Annotated in this window: 15 protein-coding genes; 9 read left to right on the top strand and 6 right to left on the bottom strand. The window is 75.8% G+C overall.

The window, feature by feature from the left end:
• Positions 1-83: 83 nt before the first annotated feature.
• A complete protein-coding gene (locus tag ACFVUY_RS18375) occupies positions 84-1,514 on the bottom strand; it encodes an amidase (RefSeq protein ID WP_387730996.1) in 1,431 nt (476 codons plus the stop codon).
• A 162-nt stretch (positions 1,515-1,676) separates the two neighbouring features.
• Here ACFVUY_RS18375 and ACFVUY_RS18370 point away from each other — a divergent pair, with 162 nt between their 5' ends.
• The 8 genes from ACFVUY_RS18370 to ACFVUY_RS18335 all read left to right on the top strand — a co-directional run bounded on the left by ACFVUY_RS18370 (position 1,677) and on the right by ACFVUY_RS18335 (position 10,270).
• Positions 1,677-2,306: a TetR/AcrR family transcriptional regulator gene (locus ACFVUY_RS18370; protein WP_387685495.1), complete on the top strand. Its 630-nt coding sequence runs from the start codon at positions 1,677-1,679 to the stop codon at positions 2,304-2,306.
• Between the two features lie 97 nt (positions 2,307-2,403).
• Complete coding sequence (locus ACFVUY_RS18365; protein WP_387730993.1) at positions 2,404-2,943, top strand: hypothetical protein; 540 nt, start codon at positions 2,404-2,406, stop codon at positions 2,941-2,943.
• Positions 2,944-3,107: 164 nt separating this feature from the next.
• A complete protein-coding gene (aroA, locus tag ACFVUY_RS18360; protein ID WP_387730990.1) occupies positions 3,108-4,355 on the top strand; it encodes a 3-phosphoshikimate 1-carboxyvinyltransferase in 1,248 nt (415 codons plus the stop codon).
• A gap of 108 nt (positions 4,356-4,463) precedes the next feature.
• On the top strand, positions 4,464-5,486 hold the full coding sequence (locus ACFVUY_RS18355) for an RNA ligase family protein (RefSeq protein ID WP_387685499.1): 1,023 nt from the start codon (positions 4,464-4,466) through the stop codon (positions 5,484-5,486).
• A gap of 194 nt (positions 5,487-5,680) precedes the next feature.
• On the top strand, positions 5,681-6,733 hold the full coding sequence (locus tag ACFVUY_RS18350) for an alpha/beta hydrolase (RefSeq protein WP_387730987.1): 1,053 nt from the start codon (positions 5,681-5,683) through the stop codon (positions 6,731-6,733).
• Between the two features lie 223 nt (positions 6,734-6,956).
• Positions 6,957-7,868, top strand: coding sequence for a diiron oxygenase (locus ACFVUY_RS18345; RefSeq protein ID WP_387730984.1), 912 nt, complete (start codon positions 6,957-6,959; stop codon positions 7,866-7,868).
• A 58-nt stretch (positions 7,869-7,926) separates the two neighbouring features.
• Positions 7,927-9,636, top strand: a complete 1,710-nt coding sequence (locus tag ACFVUY_RS18340) for an FAD-dependent oxidoreductase (protein ID WP_387730982.1) — start codon at positions 7,927-7,929, stop codon at positions 9,634-9,636.
• 331 nt (positions 9,637-9,967) lie between these two features.
• Positions 9,968-10,270 (top strand): hypothetical protein, encoded by a 303-nt coding sequence (locus ACFVUY_RS18335; RefSeq protein WP_387730979.1) that lies wholly within the window; start codon positions 9,968-9,970, stop codon positions 10,268-10,270.
• A gap of 64 nt (positions 10,271-10,334) precedes the next feature.
• On the opposite strand, the gene ACFVUY_RS18330 is transcribed toward ACFVUY_RS18335, so the two are convergent.
• On the bottom strand, positions 10,335-11,387 hold the full coding sequence (locus ACFVUY_RS18330; RefSeq protein ID WP_387730976.1) for an alpha/beta hydrolase: 1,053 nt from the start codon (positions 11,385-11,387) through the stop codon (positions 10,335-10,337).
• Between the two features lie 113 nt (positions 11,388-11,500).
• On the opposite strand from ACFVUY_RS18330, the gene ACFVUY_RS18325 reads away from it, so the two are divergent.
• Positions 11,501-12,121, top strand: coding sequence for a TetR/AcrR family transcriptional regulator (locus ACFVUY_RS18325; RefSeq protein WP_387685510.1), 621 nt, complete (start codon positions 11,501-11,503; stop codon positions 12,119-12,121).
• A gap of 134 nt (positions 12,122-12,255) precedes the next feature.
• Here ACFVUY_RS18325 and ACFVUY_RS18320 read toward each other — a convergent pair whose 3' ends face one another.
• From ACFVUY_RS18320 to ACFVUY_RS18305, 4 genes are all read right to left on the bottom strand, one after another.
• The gene (locus ACFVUY_RS18320) at positions 12,256-12,669 is read right to left on the bottom strand and encodes a PPOX class F420-dependent oxidoreductase (protein WP_387685512.1); all 414 of its coding nucleotides are present in this window, start codon (positions 12,667-12,669) and stop codon (positions 12,256-12,258) included.
• A gap of 34 nt (positions 12,670-12,703) precedes the next feature.
• Positions 12,704-17,464 (bottom strand): DNA repair ATPase, encoded by a 4,761-nt coding sequence (locus ACFVUY_RS18315; RefSeq protein WP_387730973.1) that lies wholly within the window; start codon positions 17,462-17,464, stop codon positions 12,704-12,706.
• A gap of 134 nt (positions 17,465-17,598) precedes the next feature.
• Positions 17,599-19,629 (bottom strand): flotillin family protein, encoded by a 2,031-nt coding sequence (locus ACFVUY_RS18310; protein WP_387685517.1) that lies wholly within the window; start codon positions 19,627-19,629, stop codon positions 17,599-17,601.
• A 90-nt stretch (positions 19,630-19,719) separates the two neighbouring features.
• Positions 19,720-20,454, bottom strand: coding sequence for a hypothetical protein (locus ACFVUY_RS18305; RefSeq protein WP_387731110.1), 735 nt, complete (start codon positions 20,452-20,454; stop codon positions 19,720-19,722).
• Positions 20,455-20,677 lie beyond the last annotated feature (223 nt).

Genomic DNA, 20,677 nt, shown 5'->3' with positions numbered 1-20,677 from the left:
CGCGGCCCCGGGCCGCGCCGCGCCGGAGCCGCCACGGTCCCGGAACCGCGACGGCCGCGGAGCCGCGACGGCCCCGAGGGCCGCTACCGCACGGGGTCGATCGGGGTGAGGGTGCCGAGGCGGTCCTCGACGGCCTGGGCGGCGGCCAGGCACAGGTCCTCCCGGAAGGCGCGGCCGACGAGCTGGACGCCGGTGGGCAGGCCGTCCGCGGCGAGGCCGGTGGGGACGGCGACGGCCGGCACGCCGACGAAGCTGGTCACCGAGCAGAGCCGCATGGCCGAGTCGACCCGGTCGCGGCCCGCCTGGTCCCGGGACTCCAGTCCGGGCTCGACCGGCGGCTCCGTGAACACCGGGCCCAGCAGCAGCGGGTACTCGTGCAGGAACTCCGTCCAGGAGCGGCGGATGCTCATCCAGACGCTCATCAGCCGGATCAGGCCGGGGGCGTCCACGGGCCGGGCGCCGTGCATCATCAGCTCGATGTAGCGGTCGCCGCCCTCGCCGAGCAGCTGCCGCACGACGGGCCAGCTCGGCGCGAACTCGGTGACGGCGAGGCGGTGGTAGGCGTCGAGCGCCTCCTCCATCCGCGGGACGTCGGGGACCTCCCGGACGTCGTACCCGGCGTCGCGCAGCGCGTCGGCGGCGGTCTCGACGGCGCGGCGGACGGTGGGGTGGACCCCGTGGCCGCCGTGGCTGCCGTGACCGCCGGGATCGGCGACGACGGCGACCTTGATCGGACCGGCGAGCGGCTCCCCGTACAGCGGGACGGGCACGGCGCGCGGGTCGCGCGGGTCGGTGCCCGCCAGCGTCTCGTAGGCGAGCCGCAGGTCGGCGACCGTACGGGCCAACGGGCCGTCGGCGACCAGGACCTGGGAGGCCGGGCCGGGGTCGTCCGGGCCGATCAGGCGCTGGTCGGCGGGGAACCGGCCGGTGGTCGGGTTGAGGGCGGCGACCCCGCAGAAGGAGGCGGGGACGCGGACCGAGCCGCCGGAGTCGTTGCCGAGCCCGAGCGGGGCCATGCCGGCGGCGACCGCCACGCCGTCCCCGCCGCTGCTGCCACCGGGGGTGCGGCCCGCGTCCCACGGGTTGCGGGTGTCGCCGTACAGCTCACTGCGGGTGTGCATCCCGGCGAGGATCAGGGTCGGCAGGTTGCTGTGGCCGATCGGGATCGCCCCGGCCGCGCGCAGCCGGGCCACCGGGACGGCGTCGACGGCGGCGACGTGGTCGCGGAAGCGCGGGCTGCCGAAGGTGGTCGGCACGCCGGCGATCGGGGTGCACTCCTTCACGGTGAACGGCACGCCCGCGAGCGGACCCAGTTCCTCGCCCGCGGCCCGGCGGCGGTCGGTCTCCCGGGCGGCCGCGCGGGCCCGGTCGGCGAGCAGCTGGGTGACGGCGTTCAGGTGCGGGTTGACGTCGGCGATCCGGTCCAGGTGGTCGTCCACCACGTCCAGGGCCGACACCTCGCCCGTGCGCACGGCGGCGGCGAGTTCGGTGGCGGGCTTGCTCCACAGGGGCATGGGAGTTCTCCTCGGCTCTCCTCGGCCTGGTTCCGATGCGACCGCATCGGAACAGGGCCACCATAGCCCGGGAGCCGATACGCTTGCATCGAAATAAAACGAGGGCCAACGAGGGCCGACAAGGACCGACAAGGACCCAAGGAACGCGGAGGGAGACCGGGGATGCCCAAACAGGTGGACCACGAGGGCCGGCGCCGGCGGATCGCCGAGGCCGTCTGCCTGCTGGTGGACGAGCACGGGCTGGAGGGCGTCACCCTGCGGGACGTCGCCGCCCGGGCGGAGGTCTCGATGGGAGCCGTCCAGCGCTGCTTCCGCACCAAGGAGGAGATGCTCCTGTTCGCGCTCACGCACATCGGCGCGCGGGTCTCCGAGCGGGTGCGGAGCCGGCTCGCGGCCGGCCCGGCGCAGTCGGCGGCCAGCGAACTCGGACTGGTGGCGGGCGAGGTGGCGCTGCTCCGCGAGGAGCACCGGGCCGAGGCCAGGATCTGGCTCGCCTTCGTCGCCGGGGCCGCCGTCAACCCGGCGCTGGCGGCGACCCTGCGGAGCAGCTACGCGGCGCTGGAGGAACTGATGGTGCGGCTGGTCACGGAAGCCGCCGGCGGGGCGGCCGTCGGCGGATCGGTGATCGGCGGGGCGGCCGCGGGCGGGGCCGTCGTCGCGCGGACCGAGGCCCGCGCGCTGCTCGCCCTCGCCGACGGGCTCACCACGCACGTCCTGGTCGGGCACCGGACGGTGGGGGAGGCGGAGGAGGTCCTGCACGCGCACCTGGCCGGGCTCTGGGCGCGCTGCTGACCGGAGGCCGGGCCGTCCGCCGAACCGGCGGCCGATCCCCCTGCCGGACGGATGAGATGATCACCATGCCAAGTGGTCGGCAGCACGGAGGACAGGAATGGCGAGCGGGACGGCTGGTGCAACGGAGCAGCGCCGGTTCACCGACCCCGGGGTCAAGCTGTACGACTTCGCCGACGAGGTGCTCGTCCGCTGCCCGAAGTGCGGCGGCTGCGCCCTCGTCCTCGCGCGGCCGGGCGACGCGTGCGAGCCCCGGTGGATCGGCGCCCGGGAGCACACCCGCCTGCGGCTGAGGTGCGGCTGCGGGCACGCCGTGGACGCCGTCCCGGACCACCTGGCGTTCGGCGGCCCCGTCGACCCGTACTTCCGACTGCCGCTCTGGCTGGACGCGGACTGCTGCGGCCGGCGGCTGTGGGCGTTCAACCCCGCCCACCTCGACCTGCTGGAGTCCTACGTCGGGGCCGTCCTGCGCGAACGCACCGCGTTCCCCGGCTCACTGAGCCTGGTCGCCCGGCTGCCCGCCTGGGTGAAGTCGGCCAAGCACCGGGACGAGGTCCTGCGGACGATCCGCCGGCTGCGCGCGACCCTCCCGCCCAGCCTGCGGCCCACCCTGCCGCCCGGCCACCGGCCCGGCCGCTGATCCTTCGCCCGCTGATCCTCGCCCGCCGATCCTTCGCCCGCTGTTGTCGCCCGCGTCACCGTCCAGTCCGTGGAAGGCCGGCGAAGGCGGCGGCCGGGTGCGGCAGGATCGGGCCCGACGTCACCGGAGACGCCTGTCGGACACTCGTGTTGGGAGAGCCTGCCGTGACCGCTGTGGAGATCCCGGGATCCAAGTCCATCACCGCCCGGGCCCTGTTCCTGGCCGCCGCCGCCGAGGGCGTGACCACCCTGCGCCGCCCGCTGTCCTCGGACGACACCGAGGGCTTCGTGCAGGGCCTGGACGCCCTCGGGTACCGGATCGAACGGACGGCCGACGCCTGGCGGGTCGAGGGCCGCCCGTCCGGGCCCGCCGTGCCGGACGCCGAGGTGTACTGCCGGGACGGCGCCACCACCGCGCGCTTCCTGCCCACCCTCGCCGCCGCCGGCCGCGGCACCTACCGCTTCGACGCCTCCGCCCAGATGCGCCGCCGCCCGGTCGCCCCGCTCACCCGGGCACTGCGCGAGCTGGGCGTGGAACTGCGGCACGAGGAGGCCGAGGGGCACCACCCGCTGACGGTCGTCGCCGACGGCGTCCGCGGCGGTGAACTCACCCTGGACGCCGGGCAGTCCTCGCAGTACCTGACCGCGCTGCTGCTGCTCGGCCCGCTCACCCGGGACGGCCTGCGGATCACCGTCACCCGGCTGGTCTCCGCCCCGTACATCGGCATCACCCTGGCGATGATGCGCGACTTCGGGGTCGAGGTGAAGCGGGAACGGACCCCCGCCGGCGAGGTGTTCGAGGTGCCCGCCGGCGGCTACCGGGCCGCCGACCACCCGATCGAACCGGACGCCTCCACCGCCAGCTACTTCTTCGCCGCCGCCGCCCTGGCCGGCCGCGAGGTCACCGTCCCGGGCCTCGGCCGGGACGCGCTCCAGGGCGACCTGCGGTTCGTGGAGGTGCTGCGGCGGATGGGCGCCCGGGTGGACATCGGCGGCGACCGCACGACCGTGGCCGGCGACGGCCGGCTCGGCGGAATCACCGTCAACATGCGGGACATCTCCGACACCATGCCCACACTCGCGGCCATCGCCCCGTTCGCCACCGGCCCGGTGCGGATCGAGGACGTCCACAACACCCGGGTCAAGGAGTGCGACCGGCTGGAGGCCTGCGCCGACAACCTGCGCGCGATGGGCATCACCGTGGCCACCGGGGACGACTGGATCGAGATCCGGCCCGGCACCCCGCGCCCGGCCGAGATCACCACCCACTCCGACCACCGGATCGTGATGTCCTTCGCCGTCACCTCGCTGCGCACGCCCGGCATCACCTTCGACGACCCGGGCTGCGTGCGGAAGACCTTCCCGGGGTTCCACGAGGCCTTCGCGGAGCTGCGGGCAGCCTGGGGGATCTGACCCCCGCCGGCGGCGCGGCGCCCCGACGCCGCCGCTCGCCCGCCGGAATCCCGGTCGCCCCGGAATCCCGGTTGCCGGGCGGCGGGCCCGGCGGCGAGGATGCCGTTCGTGTCCGAGACGGTTTTCGAGACGGAGTCAGACGGGCCCGAGCTGCGGCCCTACCCCAAGATCCCCGCGCGCGGCCGCTCCGGCGGGCCCGGCAGCCGGGAGTGGACCGCGGCCGAGAAGGTGCACGGGGCGCACTTCGCGGTGGTCTGCGAGGGCGGCTCGGTGCGGGCCGCGAAGCGGCGTGAACTGCTGGACGACGAGGGCCTGGACGCCTTCTTCGGCGTCAGCCGGATCTGGCCCGAACTGTCCGTCGCGGCGGCCCGGTTCGCCGCCGCGGTGCGCGGGACCCGGGACGGTGCCGCGGTGACGATCTACGGGGAACTGGCCGGCGGCCGCTACCCGCACCCCGGGGTGCCCGCCGCCCCCGGGGTCGACCCGGTCCAGACCGGCGTCTGGTACGCCCCCGGCCTGCGCTGGCTGCCATTCGACGCCACCGTCGAGACGCCCGAGGGCCGTCGGTGGATCGCCGACCGCACCCTGCGCACGGCCGCGCGGGCCGCCGGGCTCACCTGCGTGCCCCTGCTCGGGCACGGCCCCCTGACCACCCTGCACGACCTGCCGGTGCGCTACCCCACCCGGGTGCCCGCGCTGTTCGGCCTGCCCGAACTGCCGGACAACCTCGCCGAGGGGTACGTCCTCAAACCCGCCGGCGAGTGGCACGAGTCCGGCCCGGCCCGTCCGCTGGTGAAGGTGAAGCAGCAGGCCTTCGCCGAGGACGACCGCTACGACGGCGCCCGCCCGTACCTCCCCCCGCCCCGGGGCGCGGCCGGCGTCCCGGCCTGGCTCCTGGTCCAGGCCTCCGCCCTGCTCACCCCCGCCCGGGCCGCGGCCGCCGTCAGCAAACTGGGGCCCCGTACGGCCGCGGACGCCGTGGCCGAGGAGATCGCGGCGGACGTGGCGGAGGAACTCGCCGAGGCCGTGGGCGGATTGGAGGCGGACGTGCTGGCCGCACTGCGCCGGGCGCTCGAACCGGGCGCGCGCACGCTGGCGTCCTTCGACGCGCAGGACCGGCGCGGCGCCTGAGCGGGCGGGCCGACGGCGCGCGGCGGGGGCGGGGGCGGGGGCGGGGTCGAGGGCGGGTTCAGACGGTGTCCAGGAGGCTTCCACGTCCGGGGGGAGGGGCCCATCATGGGCTCCCGGTCCCGGCAGAACCGCCCCGACACCGCCCCGACACCGTTCCGGGGCCGTTCCGGGGCCGCCCTCAGGAGGCAGAAGAGATGACGATCCCACCGCCCGTCCGGATCCAGGCCGCCGTCGTCCGCGCCGCGTACGCCCTGCCGGAGGGCCTGCGGCGGGCCATCGCGGGCAAGCCGGTGGTCCGCGACGGGCAGACGCTCGCGCTGGACGCGCAGCTGATGCTCAAGCTCCAACGGCTGTCCAAGGCGGCCCTGGTGATGCCGGGCGGGGTCGGGTCGTCGCGGGCCGCGATGGAGCACGCGCGGCACCTGGTGGGCGGGCCGCAGGATCGTGCGGTCGCCGCGCGGAGCGTCGTCATCCCGCGGGAGCACGGCGAACTGGCCGCCACGCTGTACACCCCGGACGGGCTGGCGACGGGCTCCGGCCTGCTGGTCTTCCTGCACGGCGGGGGCTGGGTGGTCGGCAGCCGGGCCAGCCACGACCACGTCGCCCGCTTCCTCGCCCGGCGGGCGCGGGTGCGGGTGCTGTCGGTGGAGTACCGGCTGGCGCCCGAGCACGTGTTCCCGGCGGCGGCCGAGGACGCGCTCGCCGCCCTCGACCACGCCCACGCCGAGGCGGCCGGCCTGGGCGCGGACCCGGAGCGGATCGCGGTCGGCGGGGACAGCGCGGGCGGCAACCTGGCCGCCGTCGTCGCTCAGCAGGCCGTCCGGCGGGGCGGGCCCGCCCCGGTGTTCCAGCTGCTGCTCTACCCGGCGACCGACGCCTCGGTCCGGCGCCCCTCGCGCGGGCTGTTCGCCGACGGGTTCTTCCTGACCGACGCGGACATGGACTGGTTCGCCGACCGGTACGCGCCCGCGCCCGCCGACCGCACCGACCCGCGGCTGTCGCCGCTGCTCGCCGAGGACCTGTCCGGCCTGCCGCCCGCGTACATCGGCACCGCGGGCTTCGACCCGCTTCGCGACGAGGGCGAGGCGTACGCGCGGGCGCTGCAGGAGGCCGGGGTCGCGGTGCGGCTGAGCCGGCAGCCGGACCTCATCCACGGGTACGCCAACTACCTCGGCATCGGGGGCCGCTTCCGGGAGGCGACGGCCGAGGCGGCGGAGGCGCTGCGGCAGGCGATCGGCGAGGCGTAGCGGACGCGGCGCAGCGGCGCGGACAGGGAGGGACGCGTGGCGGACGCGGAACGGACGCGGGACGGACGCGGAACGGACGCGGAACGGACCCGGGGCGCGAACCGTACGGTCGCGCGCCGGGTCGTTGCCGCGCGGGGGGTTCTCGGCGACCGGCTCTTATTGTACTGTCCGTCTAATAAGCGGGTGAGCGGGAGCCCGCGGAGACAGGCACCTGGAGGCAGCCATGGCGCTCACCCGGCAGACGGGGCACGGCCACACCGAGGCCGACGACGACGTCTCGAAGCGGCTGCTGGAGTCGGCCGCCACCCTCTCCTACGACCCCTCGACCGAGATCGACTGGGACGCCCCGCTCCCGGAGGACCACTACGGCCTCAACCCGGAGTGGAGCACCCTCTACGGCACCCGGCTGTGGGACGGGATGACCGAGCGGCAGCGGGTCGTGCTCACCCGGCACGAGGTCTGCTCGATCATGAACACCGGCATCTGGTTCGAGATGATCCTCCAGCAGATGGTGCTGCGCGACCAGTACCTCAGGAACCCCGCCGACGCCGCGTTCCAGTTCGCGCTCACCGAGATCGCCGACGAGTGCCGCCACTCGATCATGTTCGCCCGGGCCTGCGCCAAGATGGGCGTCCCCGCCTACCGCCCGCACAAGCTGATCGCCCAGGCCGGCCGCGCCTTCAAGGCGCTCGCCAAGGGCGAACTCGCCTACGGCGGAATCCTGGTGGCCGAAGAGGTGCTCGACGTCATGCAGCGCGACTGGATGCGCGGCGAGAACGTCCTGGAGATCGTCCGCGGCACCTCCCGGATCCACGTGGTCGAGGAGTCCCGGCACATGAAGTTCGCCCGGCAGGAGATCCGCGAGCGGATGCGCCACGCGAGCCCCGCCCGCCGGCGCGCCTCCGCCACCGGCATCGCCGTGGGCGCGTACGTCATCGTCACCAGCATGGTGCACCCGGGCGTCTACAAGGCCGCCGGGCTCGACGTGCAGCGGGCGCTCGCCGAGGTGCGGGCCAGCGAGCACCGCAAGGCGATGATGCGCACCAGCTCCCGGCACCTGATGGCCTTCCTCGCCGAGACCGGACTGCTCACCAGCCGCTCGGCGGCCGTCTACCGCCGGGTGCACATGCTCTGACGGACCGTCGCCACCAAGCCGCCCCATCCCCCACGCGCAGCGAGGACCCCACCCGGCCATGGCCTACGCGATCACCCAGACCTGCTGCAACGACGCCTCGTGCGTGTCCGTCTGCCCGGTCAACTGCATCCACCCGACCCCGGACGAGCCGGAGTTCGGCACCACCGACATGCTCTACATCGACCCGCGGGCCTGCATCGACTGCGGCGCCTGCGCGGACGCCTGCCCGGTGGACGCGGTGTACCCGGTCGACCGGCTGCGCGGGCCCGACACCGTGTTCGGCGACCTCAACCGCGACTGGTTCCGCGACCACCCCAGCGACCACGCCTGGGGCGCGCCCAGCTTCCCGCGCAGCCTGCCGGACGAGCTCGGCGCGCTGCGGATCGCGGTCGTCGGCACCGGCCCCTCCGCCGGGTACACCGCGCAGGAACTGCTGCGCGGCACCAGCGCCGAGATCACCATGATCGACCGGCTGCCGGTCACCGGCGGCCTGCTGCGGCACGGCGTCGCGCCCGACCACCAGTCCACCAAGCGGATCGCGGAGAGCTTCGCGAGCGTCTTCCGCGACCCCCGGCTGCGGATGCACCTCAACGTGGAGATCGGCACGGACCTCACCCACCAGGAGCTCGCCGCGCACCACCACGCGGTGGTGTACGCGGTCGGCGCGGCGGCCGACCGGCGGCTCGGCGTCCCCGGCGAGGACCTGCCGGGCAGCCTGCCCGCGACCGCGTTCGTCCGCTGGTACAACGCCGAACCGACCGTGCCCGCCGACGCGGTGGAGCTGTCGGCCCGGCGCGTGGTGGTGATCGGCAACGGCAACGTCGCGGTGGACATCGCCCGCATCCTGCTCACCGACCCCGACCGGCTCGCCGCCACCGACATCGCCGACCACGCCCTGGCCGCGCTGCGCCGCAGCCGGGTCCGGGAGGTCGTGCTGCTCGCCAGGCGCGGGCCCGGACAGGCGGCGTGGACCAGGGCGGAGTTCCTGGCCCTGCGGCAGCTGCCGGGTGTCGAGGTGGTGGTCGAGGACCACCCGGAGGTACGGGCGGCGATCGAGGCGGCGGGAGCGGAAGCGGAGGCGGGATCGGGATCGGGATCGGGGTCCGGCGCGGGGTCGGGCACGGCGGCGGGAGCGGGGCTGCTCACCGGGCTGCCGCTGGTGCCGTTCGACGGGTCCGCGGAGCCCGGGCCGGGACGGCGGATCGTGCTGCGGTTCCTGTCGGCGCCGGTCGAACTCTCCGGGGACGGCCGGGTCGAGGCCCTGACCGTCGAGCGGACCGCCCCGACGGCGGACGGCCGGGTCGAGGGCACGGGGGCGACGGACGTGCTCCGGGCCGGGCTGGTGGTGCGCTCGATCGGACACCGGGGCGTACCGCTGCCCGGGCTGCCGTTCGACGAGCGGGCCGGGACGGTCGCGCACCGGAACGGGCGGGTCGTCGACCCGGCGACCGGCCGGCCGCTGCCGGGGACGTACGTGGTGGGCTGGGCCAAGCGCGGGCCGTCCGGCGGGATCGGCGCCAACCGGGCCTGCGCGCGGGAGACCGTGGACGCGCTGCTGGACGACGCGGCCGCCCGGGCGCTGCCCGTCCCGGAGGCGGGCCGCAAGGACTTCGAGCGGCTGGTGCGGCACCGGCGGCCGGACGCGGTGGGGCTGCGGGAGCTGCGGGCGGTGGAGCGCGCGGAACGCGAGCGCGGCGAGGCCGAGGGGCGGCCCCGGGTGAAGCTCGCCAGCGTGCCCGAGCTGCTGGCGGCGGGGCGGCGGCGGTAGCGGGGAAGACCCGGGCCCGGGCGGGAAACCCCGGAGCCTCGCCGGAAAGAACCCACGGGCCGTGCCGGGACAATGGGGAGGGCACGACGTGCGCAGGAAGTCGGGTGGGCCGACTTCCTGCGCACCCGGCCGCGCTCCGCAGGGGGTTGACCTGCGGAGCACCGGGTTGACCCGACCGTGTCCCGGCGCGGGCGGGGTGCGTTGGGTGGGTGTGAGTGGATTCGGGTGGCTGCCGGTGCCGGAACGGCAGCCGGGTGAGGAAACGATCCTGCGCGGCATTCCGGACAGGCCGCCGGAACCGCCGTCGCCACCCGCGACGACGGAGCCGCGGGTGACGACGGAACCGCCGGTGCGGGAGCAGTGGGTGACGGAACGGCCGGTGGCGGAACCCGGCCCGGAAGCGCCCATCTACGCCGAGCTGGCCCGGCGCTGGCAGGCCGAGGGGCGGGCCGTCCCCGGGCTGCCCGATCCCGTCTGGGACGCGCTGGCCGCACCGGCGGCCCGGGACCGGCCGGCGGTGCCCGGCCCGGGCCGGAGCCCCGAGCGGAGCCCTGCGCGGGGCCCGGGGTGGAACCCGGGGTGGGACCCGGCTGCGGGCCCGGAGCGGAGTCCGGGGCCGGGCCCGGGGCACTGATCCACTCGGCCGGATCGCCGGCACGCGCGGATACCCCGACGGGGGGACCCGTGCGGTGGTCGGACTATCCCAGGAGAGTGGTCCTCAGCCAGGGGACGATCAGCGCCATCGCCTCGTCGAACCTCGAAATGGCGCAGTGCCCGGTGTCCGGGATCAGTTCGACCCGGGTGTCGCGGCGGCCGGCGAACACCAGGGTGTCGTGCTGCGGGACGTGGACGTCGTCGGCACCGTTGAGCACCAGCATCGGCGCCTGGTCGTCCCGGTCCAGCAGCGGGCGCAGGCCGAAGGAGCCGAAGGCCCGGCCCAGGGCCGCCCGGTCCGGTGCCGCGTCGAAGCCCAGGGCGTTGCCCACGATGCCGTCCATGCCGAAGTCGAAGCCGCGGTCCGGGTCGAAGGAGTGCTCGACCGGGCCGCCGAGCACCACCGCCGCGTCCACGGCGCCGGTCAGCCCGGTGCGCGCGGAGTAGTAGCCGCCCATCGAGATGCCGAAGTGGCCGACCCGGCCGTCGCCGAGCGTACGGGCGAAGGCGATCAGGCCCTCGATCACCTCGGTTCCGCCGTCCGGGGTCATCGGCAGGTGGGAGGTCTCGCCGGTGCCCGCGAGGTCGAACAGCAGCAGCCGGACCGGCAGGGCGAGCGCGAGCTGCTCCCACATGCCGTGCAGGTCGGTCTTCCAGGAGTCCACCCCGCCGCTGGCCAGCACCACCGGGGCGGCGGCGGGCAGGCCGGGCGCGGCCATCAGGTGGACCGGGACCGCGGCCTCGCCGCCGCGGTGGGGGACGGTGAGCGTGCGGCGCTCGACGTCGACCGGGAAGCCGGGCGAGGCGAGCAGGTACTGCTCGACCTGGCGGGCCAGCGCGGTGCGCTTCGGAGCGTCGGCGAGCGAGGGGAACTTGGCCCAGCCGTACGCCTGGGCGGCCTGGCGGTGGCGCCCGGCGCCGGCGTGCCGGGCGGCGAGGGCGGACCACTCGTACACCCAGCCGCCGGGCCGGTCGGCCCACATGTCGGTGACGGCCGCGCGGACCGCGTCCACCTCGGCGGCGGGCAGGCCGAGGGTCATCTGCGGGTAGCGCTCGACGAACAGGTCCTGTGGGTCCAGGGGCCAGGTGAAGGACATGGCGATGCCTCCTGTCGCTCTTAAAGCCGGAACTCTTGCATTAGCGACTATGCGCCGGGGGATCGCTTAATGCAAGTGCTCCTGCGTTAAGGTGGTGGCGAGGTGATCGACACATGACCGAGGAAGAGCCGGACCCGATCCGCCGACGTCCGGGCGGCCGGGCCGCCCGGGTGCGCCGGGACGTCCTGGCGGCCGCCATGGAGGCGCTGGCCGAAGGAGGCGTCGCCCGGCTCACCATCGCCGACGTCGCGGCCCGGGCCGGCGTCAACGAGACCACCGTGTACCGGCGGTGGGGCAGCCGGGAGAAGCTGGTGCTGGACGCCATGCTGACCGCCAGCGACGAGGGCATCCCGGTCCCCGACACCGGGGCCGTCCGCACCGACCTGACCGCCTTCGCCCGCGCGCTCGCCGCGTACCTGGCCACCCCGCTCGGCCGGGCCGTGGCCCGCGCGGCCGCCCTCGGCTCCGAGGACCCGGCCCTCGCCGAGGCCTGGCAGGTCTTCTGGGACTCCCGCCTCGCCCAGGCCGGCGCCGTCGTCCGGCGCGCCGTCGACCGCGGCGAACTCCCGGCCGGCACGGACGCCGACCTCGCCCTGGAACTGCTCAGCGCACCCCTCCAGGCCCGCGCCCTGCTCGGCCACCGCGAGATCGGCCCCGAACTCCCGGAGCGCCTCGCGGACCTGATCCTGGACGGCCTGCGGGCCCGGGACCGGCACGCACGGGACGACGGCTAGCGCACACGGCACGGCGGCCGGCGCACACGGGACAGCGGCCGGCGCACACAGCACGACGGCCGGCGCACACAGCACGGCGGCGCCCCCGGCCGGGGAGGCAGGGGGCGCCGCGGAGGGTGCGGGGGCCGGCCGGGTCAGCCGACGTCCCGGGCGGTGGAGCCCAGCGACTCCAGGTTCCAGGTGATGATCCGCCGGGGGTGCACCCGGATGACGTCCCGGCTGAACCGGTCGGGCGCCACCGGCGGGACGTCCACGGCGAGCACCTCCGCCCGGCCGCGGATCTCCACGCCGCGCCCCCAGCCGCCCGCGACCGGATCGTCGGCGGGCGCCAGGTCGTCGATCAGGACGGAGACCTCGGGGCGGTCCCGGGCGTTGCGGTACTTGCGGCTGCCGGCGTTGTCCGGGCCGCCGATGTCGATGGTGCCGTCGTCGTTGAGCCGGAAGCCCACCGGCCGGACCTGCGGGGAGCCGTCCGGGCCGAGGGTGGCCAGACGGGCCAGCGGTTGGCCGGTGAGATAGCCGCGCTCGCGTTCGGTGAAGTAGCCCATGCGGCCGAGGCTAGGACCTCAAGCGCCCTTCAGGTCAAGGGCGTTCGGTGGCGCGCCCGCGCTCCTGCCAGGACCGCTTCAGCTCCGCCCAGCGGGCCGCCTGCTCGGGTGTCAGGGTGCCGCGGAGCTCGGCGAGCTTGAGGAGCTGGGCCTCGGCCTCGGCGCCCAGGGGCTGGGCCTCGGCCCGGTAGTGGTCGGTGAGCAGGGCGTCCAGTTCGGGACGGGTGAGGGCGGGGTCGAGGCGCTGGGCGAGCTTGGCCATGTTGCGGTAGGAGCCCTGGAGCAGGAAGGGGGGCTCGGTGCGGGTCCGGTCGTCCTGGGCGGCGGAGGCCAGGTAGGCGCGGTTGACGGCCAGGACGGTGGAGCGCAGGTGGAGCAGACCGGCCAGGACGGCGGTCATCCGCTCGACCTCGGCGGCGGGCCAGGCGCCGGCCAGGGTGCCGCCGGGCAGGCCGCCGGCGCGGGCGAGCAGGGTGTCGAGGTCGGCGCGCTCGGCGGTGGCGAGCGGGGCCAGGTGGGGGCCGGCCGGCAGGGCGTTCTCGACGAAGCTGAGCGCGAAGAGGTCCTCGCGCCCGGCGACGGCGTCGCCGAGGTTCCACACGTCGGCGCGGTTGGCGAGCATGTCGGGCAGCCGGAAGAGGCGGCCGGACTCGGTGTACGGGTTGGCGGCCATGACCACGGCGAAGCGCTTGCCGCGCAGGTCCCACTCGCGGGCCTCGCCGTCCCACACGCCGTCGATCCGGCGCTGGGCGTCGCACAGCGGGATGAAGCGCTGGAGGAACTCGGGCGAGGTGTGCTGGACGTCGTCCAGGTAGAGCAGCACGTTGTCGCCCGCGTGCAGGGCGAAGTTGAGCTTCTCGACCTCGCGCCGGGAGGTGGCGTCGGGGGCCTCGGCCGGGTCCAGCGAGGTGACCCGGTGGCCGAGCGCGGGGCCGCTGACGGAGACCAGCAGCAGCCCGAGCCGCTCGGCGAGGTACTCGACCAGGGTGGTCTTGCCGTAGCCGGGCGGGGAGACCAGCAGCAGCAGGCCGCTGCGGTCGACCGGCCCGCCGGCGGCGGCCGTGCCGAGCTGCTTGGCGAGGTTGTCGCCGACCAGCGGCAGGTACACCTGGTCGATCAGCCGGTTGCGGACGAAGCCGTTGAGCGGGGCGGGCCGGTACTGGTCGAGCCGCAGCCGGGCGTGCTCGGCGGCCAGCAGTTCGCCCCGCAGCCGCTGGTAGGCCCGGTGGCCGGGCACCTCGACCTGCTCGAACTCCCGCACCCTGGCGAGCAGTTCGTCCAGCCGGAGGTCGAGCGCCCCGCCCGCGAGCCGCGGGTGGTCGCCGAGCAGTCCGGTGATCCGGGCGCCCACGGCCCCCTCGGCGGGCCGGCGCGGCAGCGACGGGCAGAGCAGCACGGCGGCCGCTTCGGCGAGGTCGGCCGGGTCGGCGTCGGCCGCTCCCGACTCCAGCCAGGCCGTGGCCAGTTGGCGCCGTACCGGCAGCAGTCCGGGCTCCTCGGGCAGCGCGGCCAGCGCCTCGGTGAGGCCGGCCGACTCGGGTGCCGCGCGGAACTTGTCGACCAGCGCGGCGGCGCCCGGGGAGTGGGCGAAGCTGGGTGCGGCGGCGGCCAGTTCGGCCACCAGATAGGGGCCGGAGGGCTCCGCCCCCGGAACGAACTCCGAGACGGCGGCGGAGAGTTCGGCCTCCAGCGCGGTCAGCGCCGCCAGCGCGGCCGACGCCGGGGCGCCGCCGAAGGCGTCCCGGGCGAGGCCCAGCGAGCGGGCCCGGGTGTGCCAGAGCAGCCGCTGCCGCTCGTCGGCGCCGTGCGCCCAGTACAGCTGGGCGGCCGCCCGGGCGCCCGCCGGATGGCGCAACAGCCCGGCCCCGGCGCCGAGCCGGAGCAGGGCGCGGAGCAGCAGCGCGGCGTCATGGTCGTGCACGCCGCGCTGGTAGCCCTCGTCCGGGCGCTGCTCGGCGGCCCGCCGGACGTACTCCAGCAGCTCGCCGTCGGTGCGCGGCGCCCCCGCCTCGGCGGCCGGCAGCAGGCTCGCCGCCAGGTACTCGGCGCGGTACAGCCGCGGGGTCTCCGAGGGCAGCGGGCGGTCCCAGTACCGCTCGGTGGCGGCGAAGGCCGGGTCGGTGACGGGGGAGCGGTAGTCGGTGCCGGTGAGGGTGAAGGCGGGGCGTCCGCGCCAGGGCACCAGGGCGAGTTCGGGCCGCCGGGTGGTGACGGCGAACAGGTGGCGGCCCAGCCGCAGGGTGCCGGGGCCGTCCCCGGCGAGTTCGGCGCGGTCGCGCAGGGCCCGCTGGGCGCGGCCGCGCGCCGCGCGCAGCCGTCCGGTCAGCTCCTCGGCCCGGACCCGGTCGCCGAGCACGGTCAACTGCCCCGCCAGGTCGCGGAGTTTGACGGCGGTCGGGTCGGCGGCGAAGGCCGCCTCGATCTCCTCGGCGGTGTCCAGCGCGGCCAGCCGGCGGTGCAGGGTGTCGAGGATGCGCCCGGCGGAGGCGACCAGCCGGTCGGCACGCCGGGCCCGCTCCTCCAGCAGGTGCTGGCGGCGGGCGGTGAGCGCGTCGTGGAGCTCGGTGCGCCGGGCGGTGAGCTGCTCGCCGAGGGCCGGGTCGGCGTCGGCGAAACGGGTCTCCAACTGCTCGATCCGCAGCAGCAGCCGGCCGAGCTGCTCGTCGCAGTCCTCGGGGGTGTCGGCGGCGGCGAGCGCGGCGGTGGCGGCCTGGCCGAGCAGGGCGGTCTCGGCGGCGAACTCGGCGGCGGCCTCGCGGGTGCGCAGCTCCCGGCGGCGCACGGTCAGCGCGGACCGGGCCCGGTTGAGCAGCCCGAGCACGTCGGCGAGCCGGTCGAGGATCGCGGTGCGGGTGGTGGCGTCGGCCAGGTCGAGGGTGCCGACCAGCTCCGAGACGGTCTGCAGGGCCTCGCTCTGGGCGGCCAGTTCGAGACCCAGCGGTTCGGCCTCGGCGGCGGTGGCGATCGCGGCGCACCGCTCGGCCAGCTCGCCGGCCCGCTGCCGGTGCGGCTCGAAGGCGGTCGGCTCGGCGAGCTGGACGACGGCGCGGTCGGCGGCCCGGGCCAGGCCCTCGGCGAGGTGCGCGGCGAGCGCGTCGATCCGCCCGGCGTCGGCGCGCGGCAGGTCGCGCAGCGCCTCGACGCGGCCCTGGGCGCGGCGCAGCCCGGCCAGCCGGTCGACCCACTCGGCGGCGTCGGCCAGGGTCTCACCACGGGCGGTGCGCAGCAGGCCCTCGACGTGCTCGGCGGTCTCGTCGGTCCGCCGGGCGGCGTGCGCGGTGAGCTGGGCGACGGCCTCGTACTCGGCGACGACCTGCCGGGCCGTGTCGCGGATCTCGGCGAGCGGCGCGGCGAGGTCGCCGAGGCCGCTCTGGCCGAGCCAGTGGTGCCGGTCGGCGGTGCGGGTGCAGGCGGCGAGGACGGCCCGGTGGCCGGCCGGGGTGTCGGCGCCGGCCGCGGCCAGCCGGGCCAGGGCCAGGCAGTCGGCCAGGCCGCGGACCAGGTCGGCGTTGCCGATCCGGGCCAGCGGCCCGCTGCCGGGCGGCTGTTCGGCGGCGAAGCGCTCGCTGGTGAACGGGCTCTGCCAGAGCTGGACGGGGTGCAGCCGGGTCGGCCCGTCCTCGGCCGGGCGCAGCGCGATCAGAGTGCCGTCGGCGAGCAGCGCGTAACCCTGGCAGGGCAGCGGGGCGGCGGCCTCCTGGCGCACGCTGTTGTACGGCTGGAGCAGGGCGCGGCCGTCGGCGGGGGAGCGGAACTCGTACAGCACGTCCTCGCCGTTGGGCGACAGGACGGTGCGCTCGTACACCAGGCCGTCGACCGGCTGGTCGAAGACGCGCACGGTGCCGTCCACCAGGTGGCACCCGCCGGGGAAGGCCACGCCTTGGTCGGCGGGCAGCCGCAGGCAGGCCTGGCCGAGCGCGTCGATCCGGGTGACGGTGCCGGTGGGCAGGTGGACCACCAGGTGCCGGTCGGTCTCCTCCTGGTACGGGCGCACCCGCACCAGCAGCAGGGTGCCGAGCCGGGCGTGGGCGATCCGGGCGTCGGCGAGGGTCTGCAGGGCCTCGGCCAGCGGTTCGCGGTGCAGCTCCCGGCCGTCCGGGGCGGCGATGGTCAGCCGGCCGCCGTCGACGCCGACCAGCAGTTCGCCGGCCAGGTCCGCGCGGGGCGGGCGGCCGGGACCGGCGGGCAGCTGGTCGTCCCGGGTGACGGCGGTCCAGGGCAGCTGCTGCCCGTCGGCGGGGACGTGGTCGCGCTCGCCGCGCCCGTCCAGGTAGGACGGCTGGGCGTCGTCGGCGGAGCCGCCGTCCAGGCGCCAGCGCAGCACCCGGACGTCGGTGGCGGCGGGGCCGGTGCGGAAGACGGCGAGCAGCCGGCCGTCCACCGCGCGCAGCCGCTCCAGCCGGGCGTCGCGGAAGTAGCGCCGCAGATCGGCGAGGTCCTGGCGCAGCCGCGGGTCGTCCAGCAGGGTGCCCTCGGCGGGCGCGGGGGAGAGGTCGGGGTGGTGCAGGCCGAGGACGTCGGTGAAGTCCCCGGCGCCATCGGCGGATTCGGTCGGCCGGGTGGCGAGCAGCAGCAGCCCGCCGGCGGTGGTGAGGTCCTGCGGCAGGCAGGCCCGGTCGGTGGTGAGCCGTCCGGTGCCGGCCAGCCGCAGCTCCCCGCCGCCGAACTCGTCGACCCGGCGGGCGTTCAACGCCTGGGCCCGGTCGGCGAGTTCGGCGGCGGCTCGGGCGAGCCGGTCGCGCAGGACCTCGTAGGTGCCGGCGTCGAGCCGGGCGTCGAGGGCGTCCACGGTCACGGTCACGTTCCTCGGTCTGATCGGTCTGATCGGTCTGATCGGTCGGGTCGGGCGGTTCCGGCGGTTCCGGCGGGTCGGGCGGTTCCGGCGGGCCGGGCGGTCCGGCGGGCCGGACCGCCCGGTCGCTCAGCGGGTCACTTGGAGCCGTTGGCCGAGGCGAGGCCGCCGGCCAGGACCCCGAGCGGGGTCTCCGCGACGCCCAGCTGCCGCGCCGACTCCAGCAGCCGGCGCAGCTGCCCGGCCTGGTCGCCGGCGCCCGAACCGATCAGCTTCATCAGCAGGGCGGAGACCGTCAGGTTCTGCACGTCCGCCGTGGAGACCGAGGAGAGCACCCTGGTGAGGTCCTCGGTGAAGCTGGCCCGCCCGTCCAGCCAGGGCCCGGCCAGGGTCTGCGCGGTCTGCGAGTGGCCGACGAAGGCGTCCAGGCTCTTGCCGGCCGACACCGACTGCACCAGCCTGTCGAAGAAGACCGAGTCCCCGCCGACGATGTCGATCTTCGCCTTCTCCAGCCCGGCCGCGACCAGCGCCGCCTGGGCCTCGGCGATCTGCCGCTGGGTGTCCAGCCCGGCCAGCCGGACGTCCTTCTCGGCGGCCAGCCGCAGACGGTACTCCTCGTGCCCGCGCGAGGCCTCGTCCAGCTTGGCCATCGCCGCGGCCTTCTCGGTCAGGCCCTCGGCCTCGGCCTTCAGCCTGCCGCCGACCTCCAGCGCGGCGGCCTTGGCCTTCTCGACCTGGACGACGGCCTCGGCACGGCCGACCTTCTCCACCGCCGCGGCCTCCTGCTCACGGACCTGGACCCGGGCCAGGCCCTCGGCGGCGGCCTCCGCCCGGATGCCCTCGGCCATCCGGATCTTGGCGGCCGCGTCCAGCTCGGCGGCCCGCTGCCGGGCCTCGGCCAGCACCAGCGCCTCGCGGGCCTTGTGCGAGGCGGCCTGCTCGGCGGCCTCGGCGGCCTTGATGTCCTTGACGAGCTTCTCCTGCGCCTCGGCCTCGGCCTGGATCACGACGGCCTTGCGGACCCGCTCGGCCTCCTCGGTGGCGCGCAGCGTCTTCACGGCCTCCTCCTGCTCGGCGACGGTGCGGTCCACCGCGACCCGCTCGCGGACCACGTCGGCGACCTCGCGCTTGGCGGACTCGACCTCCTTCTCCTTGGCGATCGTGGCGAGCTGGGTCTCCCGCTCGCGGCCGACGACCTCCAGCAGGCGGTCCTTCTCGATCCGCTCGTTCTCCACCGCGATCACCCGCTCGCGGTTCTTCTGCGCCACCGCGACCTCGCGGGCCTGGTTCTCCCGCTGCACCCCGAGCAGCTCCTCGGTGCGCAGGAAGGCGGTCTGGGCGTTGAGCCGCTCCTCCTCCTGCACCCGGGCGATCACCGCGTCCTCCTTGGCCCGCAGGGTCTCGATCTCGCGGCGCTGGCGGATCTCGGCGTCGGCCTGCCGGCGCTCCAGCTCCAGGACGGCCTCCCGGGCGTCCACGTTCTGCCGGGTGATCTCCTTCTGCTCGTTGCGCTGGTACTCGTTGGTGCGCACGTGCTCGATCGCCGTCAGCTCGGTGATCTTGCGGATGCCCTGGGCGTCCAGGATGTTGTCGGAGTCCAGCTGGCTCATCGGCGTCTGTTCCAGGTGGTCGATGGCCGCGTCCTCAAGGGTGTAGCCGTTGAGGTCGGTGCCGATGACCGCGATGATCTGGTCCCGGAACTCGTGCCGGTGGGTGTACAGGTCGGTGAAGTCCAGCTGCTTGCCGACGGTCTTGAGCGCCTCGGCGAACTTGACGGCGAAGAACTCCTGGATCGCCTGCGGGTCGCTGGCCCGGGCGGTGCCGATCGACTGCGCGACCTTGATGACGTCCTCGACGGTCTTGTTGACCCGGACGAAGAACGAGATCCGGATGTCCGCGCGGATGTTGTCCCGGCAGATCAGGCCGTCCCGGCCGGCCCGGTGGATCTCCACCGTCTTCGCGGTGATGTCCATCAACTCGGCCTTGTGGAGCACCGGGAGGACGATCGCGCCGGTGAAGGTCACATCCACCTTCTTCGTCCGGGAGACGATCAGTGCCTTGCCCTGCTCGACCTTCTGGAACAGACGGCCCACGAACAGCAGCATGGCGAGCACGATGAGCAGCACGACGGCGACGAGCACGCCGAAACCCACGGCGATGGTGTCCATCACGGAGTCCTTTGACGATGGCGAGTTGGTGCGAAGGGAAGTGCGGTGAGGGCGGGCGAAAACGCGTGACTTGGCGTCAGCGGACGGGCGTCAGTGGACGGCCGGCGGGTCGAAGGGCGCCACCAGGAAGTGCTCGCCCTCGGCGTCGTAGTCGAAGATCAGGGCGGTCCGCCCGGCCGTCAGGGCCGGTTCGGGCGTCGCCGTACGGACCTGGACGGTCGCGGTGGAGCCGTCCTCCGCGGTGACCTCGGCCTGCCCGAAGTCGGCCGTCACCCGGCCGGTCCGGATCACGCAGACCCGGCCGACGAAGTCCCCCCGGGTGACCGGCCGGTCCTGCGGGAACAGCCGCGACAGCGGCCGGACGAGCACCCGGGTGCCCGCCCAGGAGGCGACCAGCGCGACGACGAACACGCCGCCGCGCGCCGGTGCCCCCGACGTGAGGACGGTGCCGGCCAGGCTGACGAACCAGGCGAGCGCGACCAGCAGCGACACCGCCACCGTCACGGGCACCCCGCCCAGCCCCAGCGCGTCCAGCACGCCCGTGTGGTGGCCGGTGCCCTGCCGGCCGGACCCGCCGTCGGCGCCGTGCCCCCCGGCACTGTGCCCCCCGTGTCCGAGGTGCCCGGCGTGCCCCCCGTGCCCGGCACCCAGGTGGTGCCCCGCGTGTCCGACGTCCACCTGGTGCCCGCCGCCGTGCCCCCCGTGCACGGCGCCCGGAACCAGGCCGCCGAACAGCATCAGCAACCAGTACCCGACCACCACCACCAGCGCGAAGCTGAACAGCGCCGTCGGGAAGGCCAGCGCGGCCGCGAAGAATCCCCCCATCCCGGCCACGCTCCCCCGTCCTCCCGCCGGCGCCGCGCTTCGGCGCCGGGGAGATCATGACAGTGCCGCGGCCCCCCGCACATTGCCAGGATCCGGCAATCTTTACGCCCTCTTGACACCCTGGTACGCACGGCCCGCGTGACACTGCAACAGCTCGGCAACAGGACGGCCGCCGGACGGTTCCGGCGCCGCCCCGCGGGTTTGGGGCGGTGGGACTCCCGTG

The sequence above is a fragment of the Kitasatospora sp. NPDC058063 genome, from assembly GCF_042885395.1.
Taxonomy (GTDB): Bacteria; Actinomycetota; Actinomycetes; order Streptomycetales; family Streptomycetaceae; genus Kitasatospora; species Kitasatospora lactacystinica.
Note: the sequence above shows the minus strand (reverse complement) of the source record. Positions and strands in the feature narration are given on the sequence as shown.

Coding starts and splice junctions, on each gene's coding strand:
- ACFVUY_RS18375 (WP_387730996.1), bottom strand. CDS start 1,514: ATGCCCCTGTGGAGCAAGCCCGCCACCGAACTCGCCGCCGCCGTGCGC.
- ACFVUY_RS18370 (WP_387685495.1), top strand. CDS start 1,677: ATGCCCAAACAGGTGGACCACGAGGGCCGGCGCCGGCGGATCGCCGAG.
- ACFVUY_RS18365 (WP_387730993.1), top strand. CDS start 2,404: ATGGCGAGCGGGACGGCTGGTGCAACGGAGCAGCGCCGGTTCACCGAC.
- ACFVUY_RS18350 (WP_387730987.1), top strand. CDS start 5,681: ATGACGATCCCACCGCCCGTCCGGATCCAGGCCGCCGTCGTCCGCGCC.
- ACFVUY_RS18345 (WP_387730984.1), top strand. CDS start 6,957: ATGGCGCTCACCCGGCAGACGGGGCACGGCCACACCGAGGCCGACGAC.
- ACFVUY_RS18340 (WP_387730982.1), top strand. CDS start 7,927: ATGGCCTACGCGATCACCCAGACCTGCTGCAACGACGCCTCGTGCGTG.
- ACFVUY_RS18330 (WP_387730976.1), bottom strand. CDS start 11,387: ATGTCCTTCACCTGGCCCCTGGACCCACAGGACCTGTTCGTCGAGCGC.
- ACFVUY_RS18325 (WP_387685510.1), top strand. CDS start 11,501: ATGACCGAGGAAGAGCCGGACCCGATCCGCCGACGTCCGGGCGGCCGG.
- ACFVUY_RS18320 (WP_387685512.1), bottom strand. CDS start 12,669: ATGGGCTACTTCACCGAACGCGAGCGCGGCTATCTCACCGGCCAACCG.
- ACFVUY_RS18310 (WP_387685517.1), bottom strand. CDS start 19,629: ATGGACACCATCGCCGTGGGTTTCGGCGTGCTCGTCGCCGTCGTGCTG.
- ACFVUY_RS18305 (WP_387731110.1), bottom strand. CDS start 20,454: ATGGGGGGATTCTTCGCGGCCGCGCTGGCCTTCCCGACGGCGCTGTTC.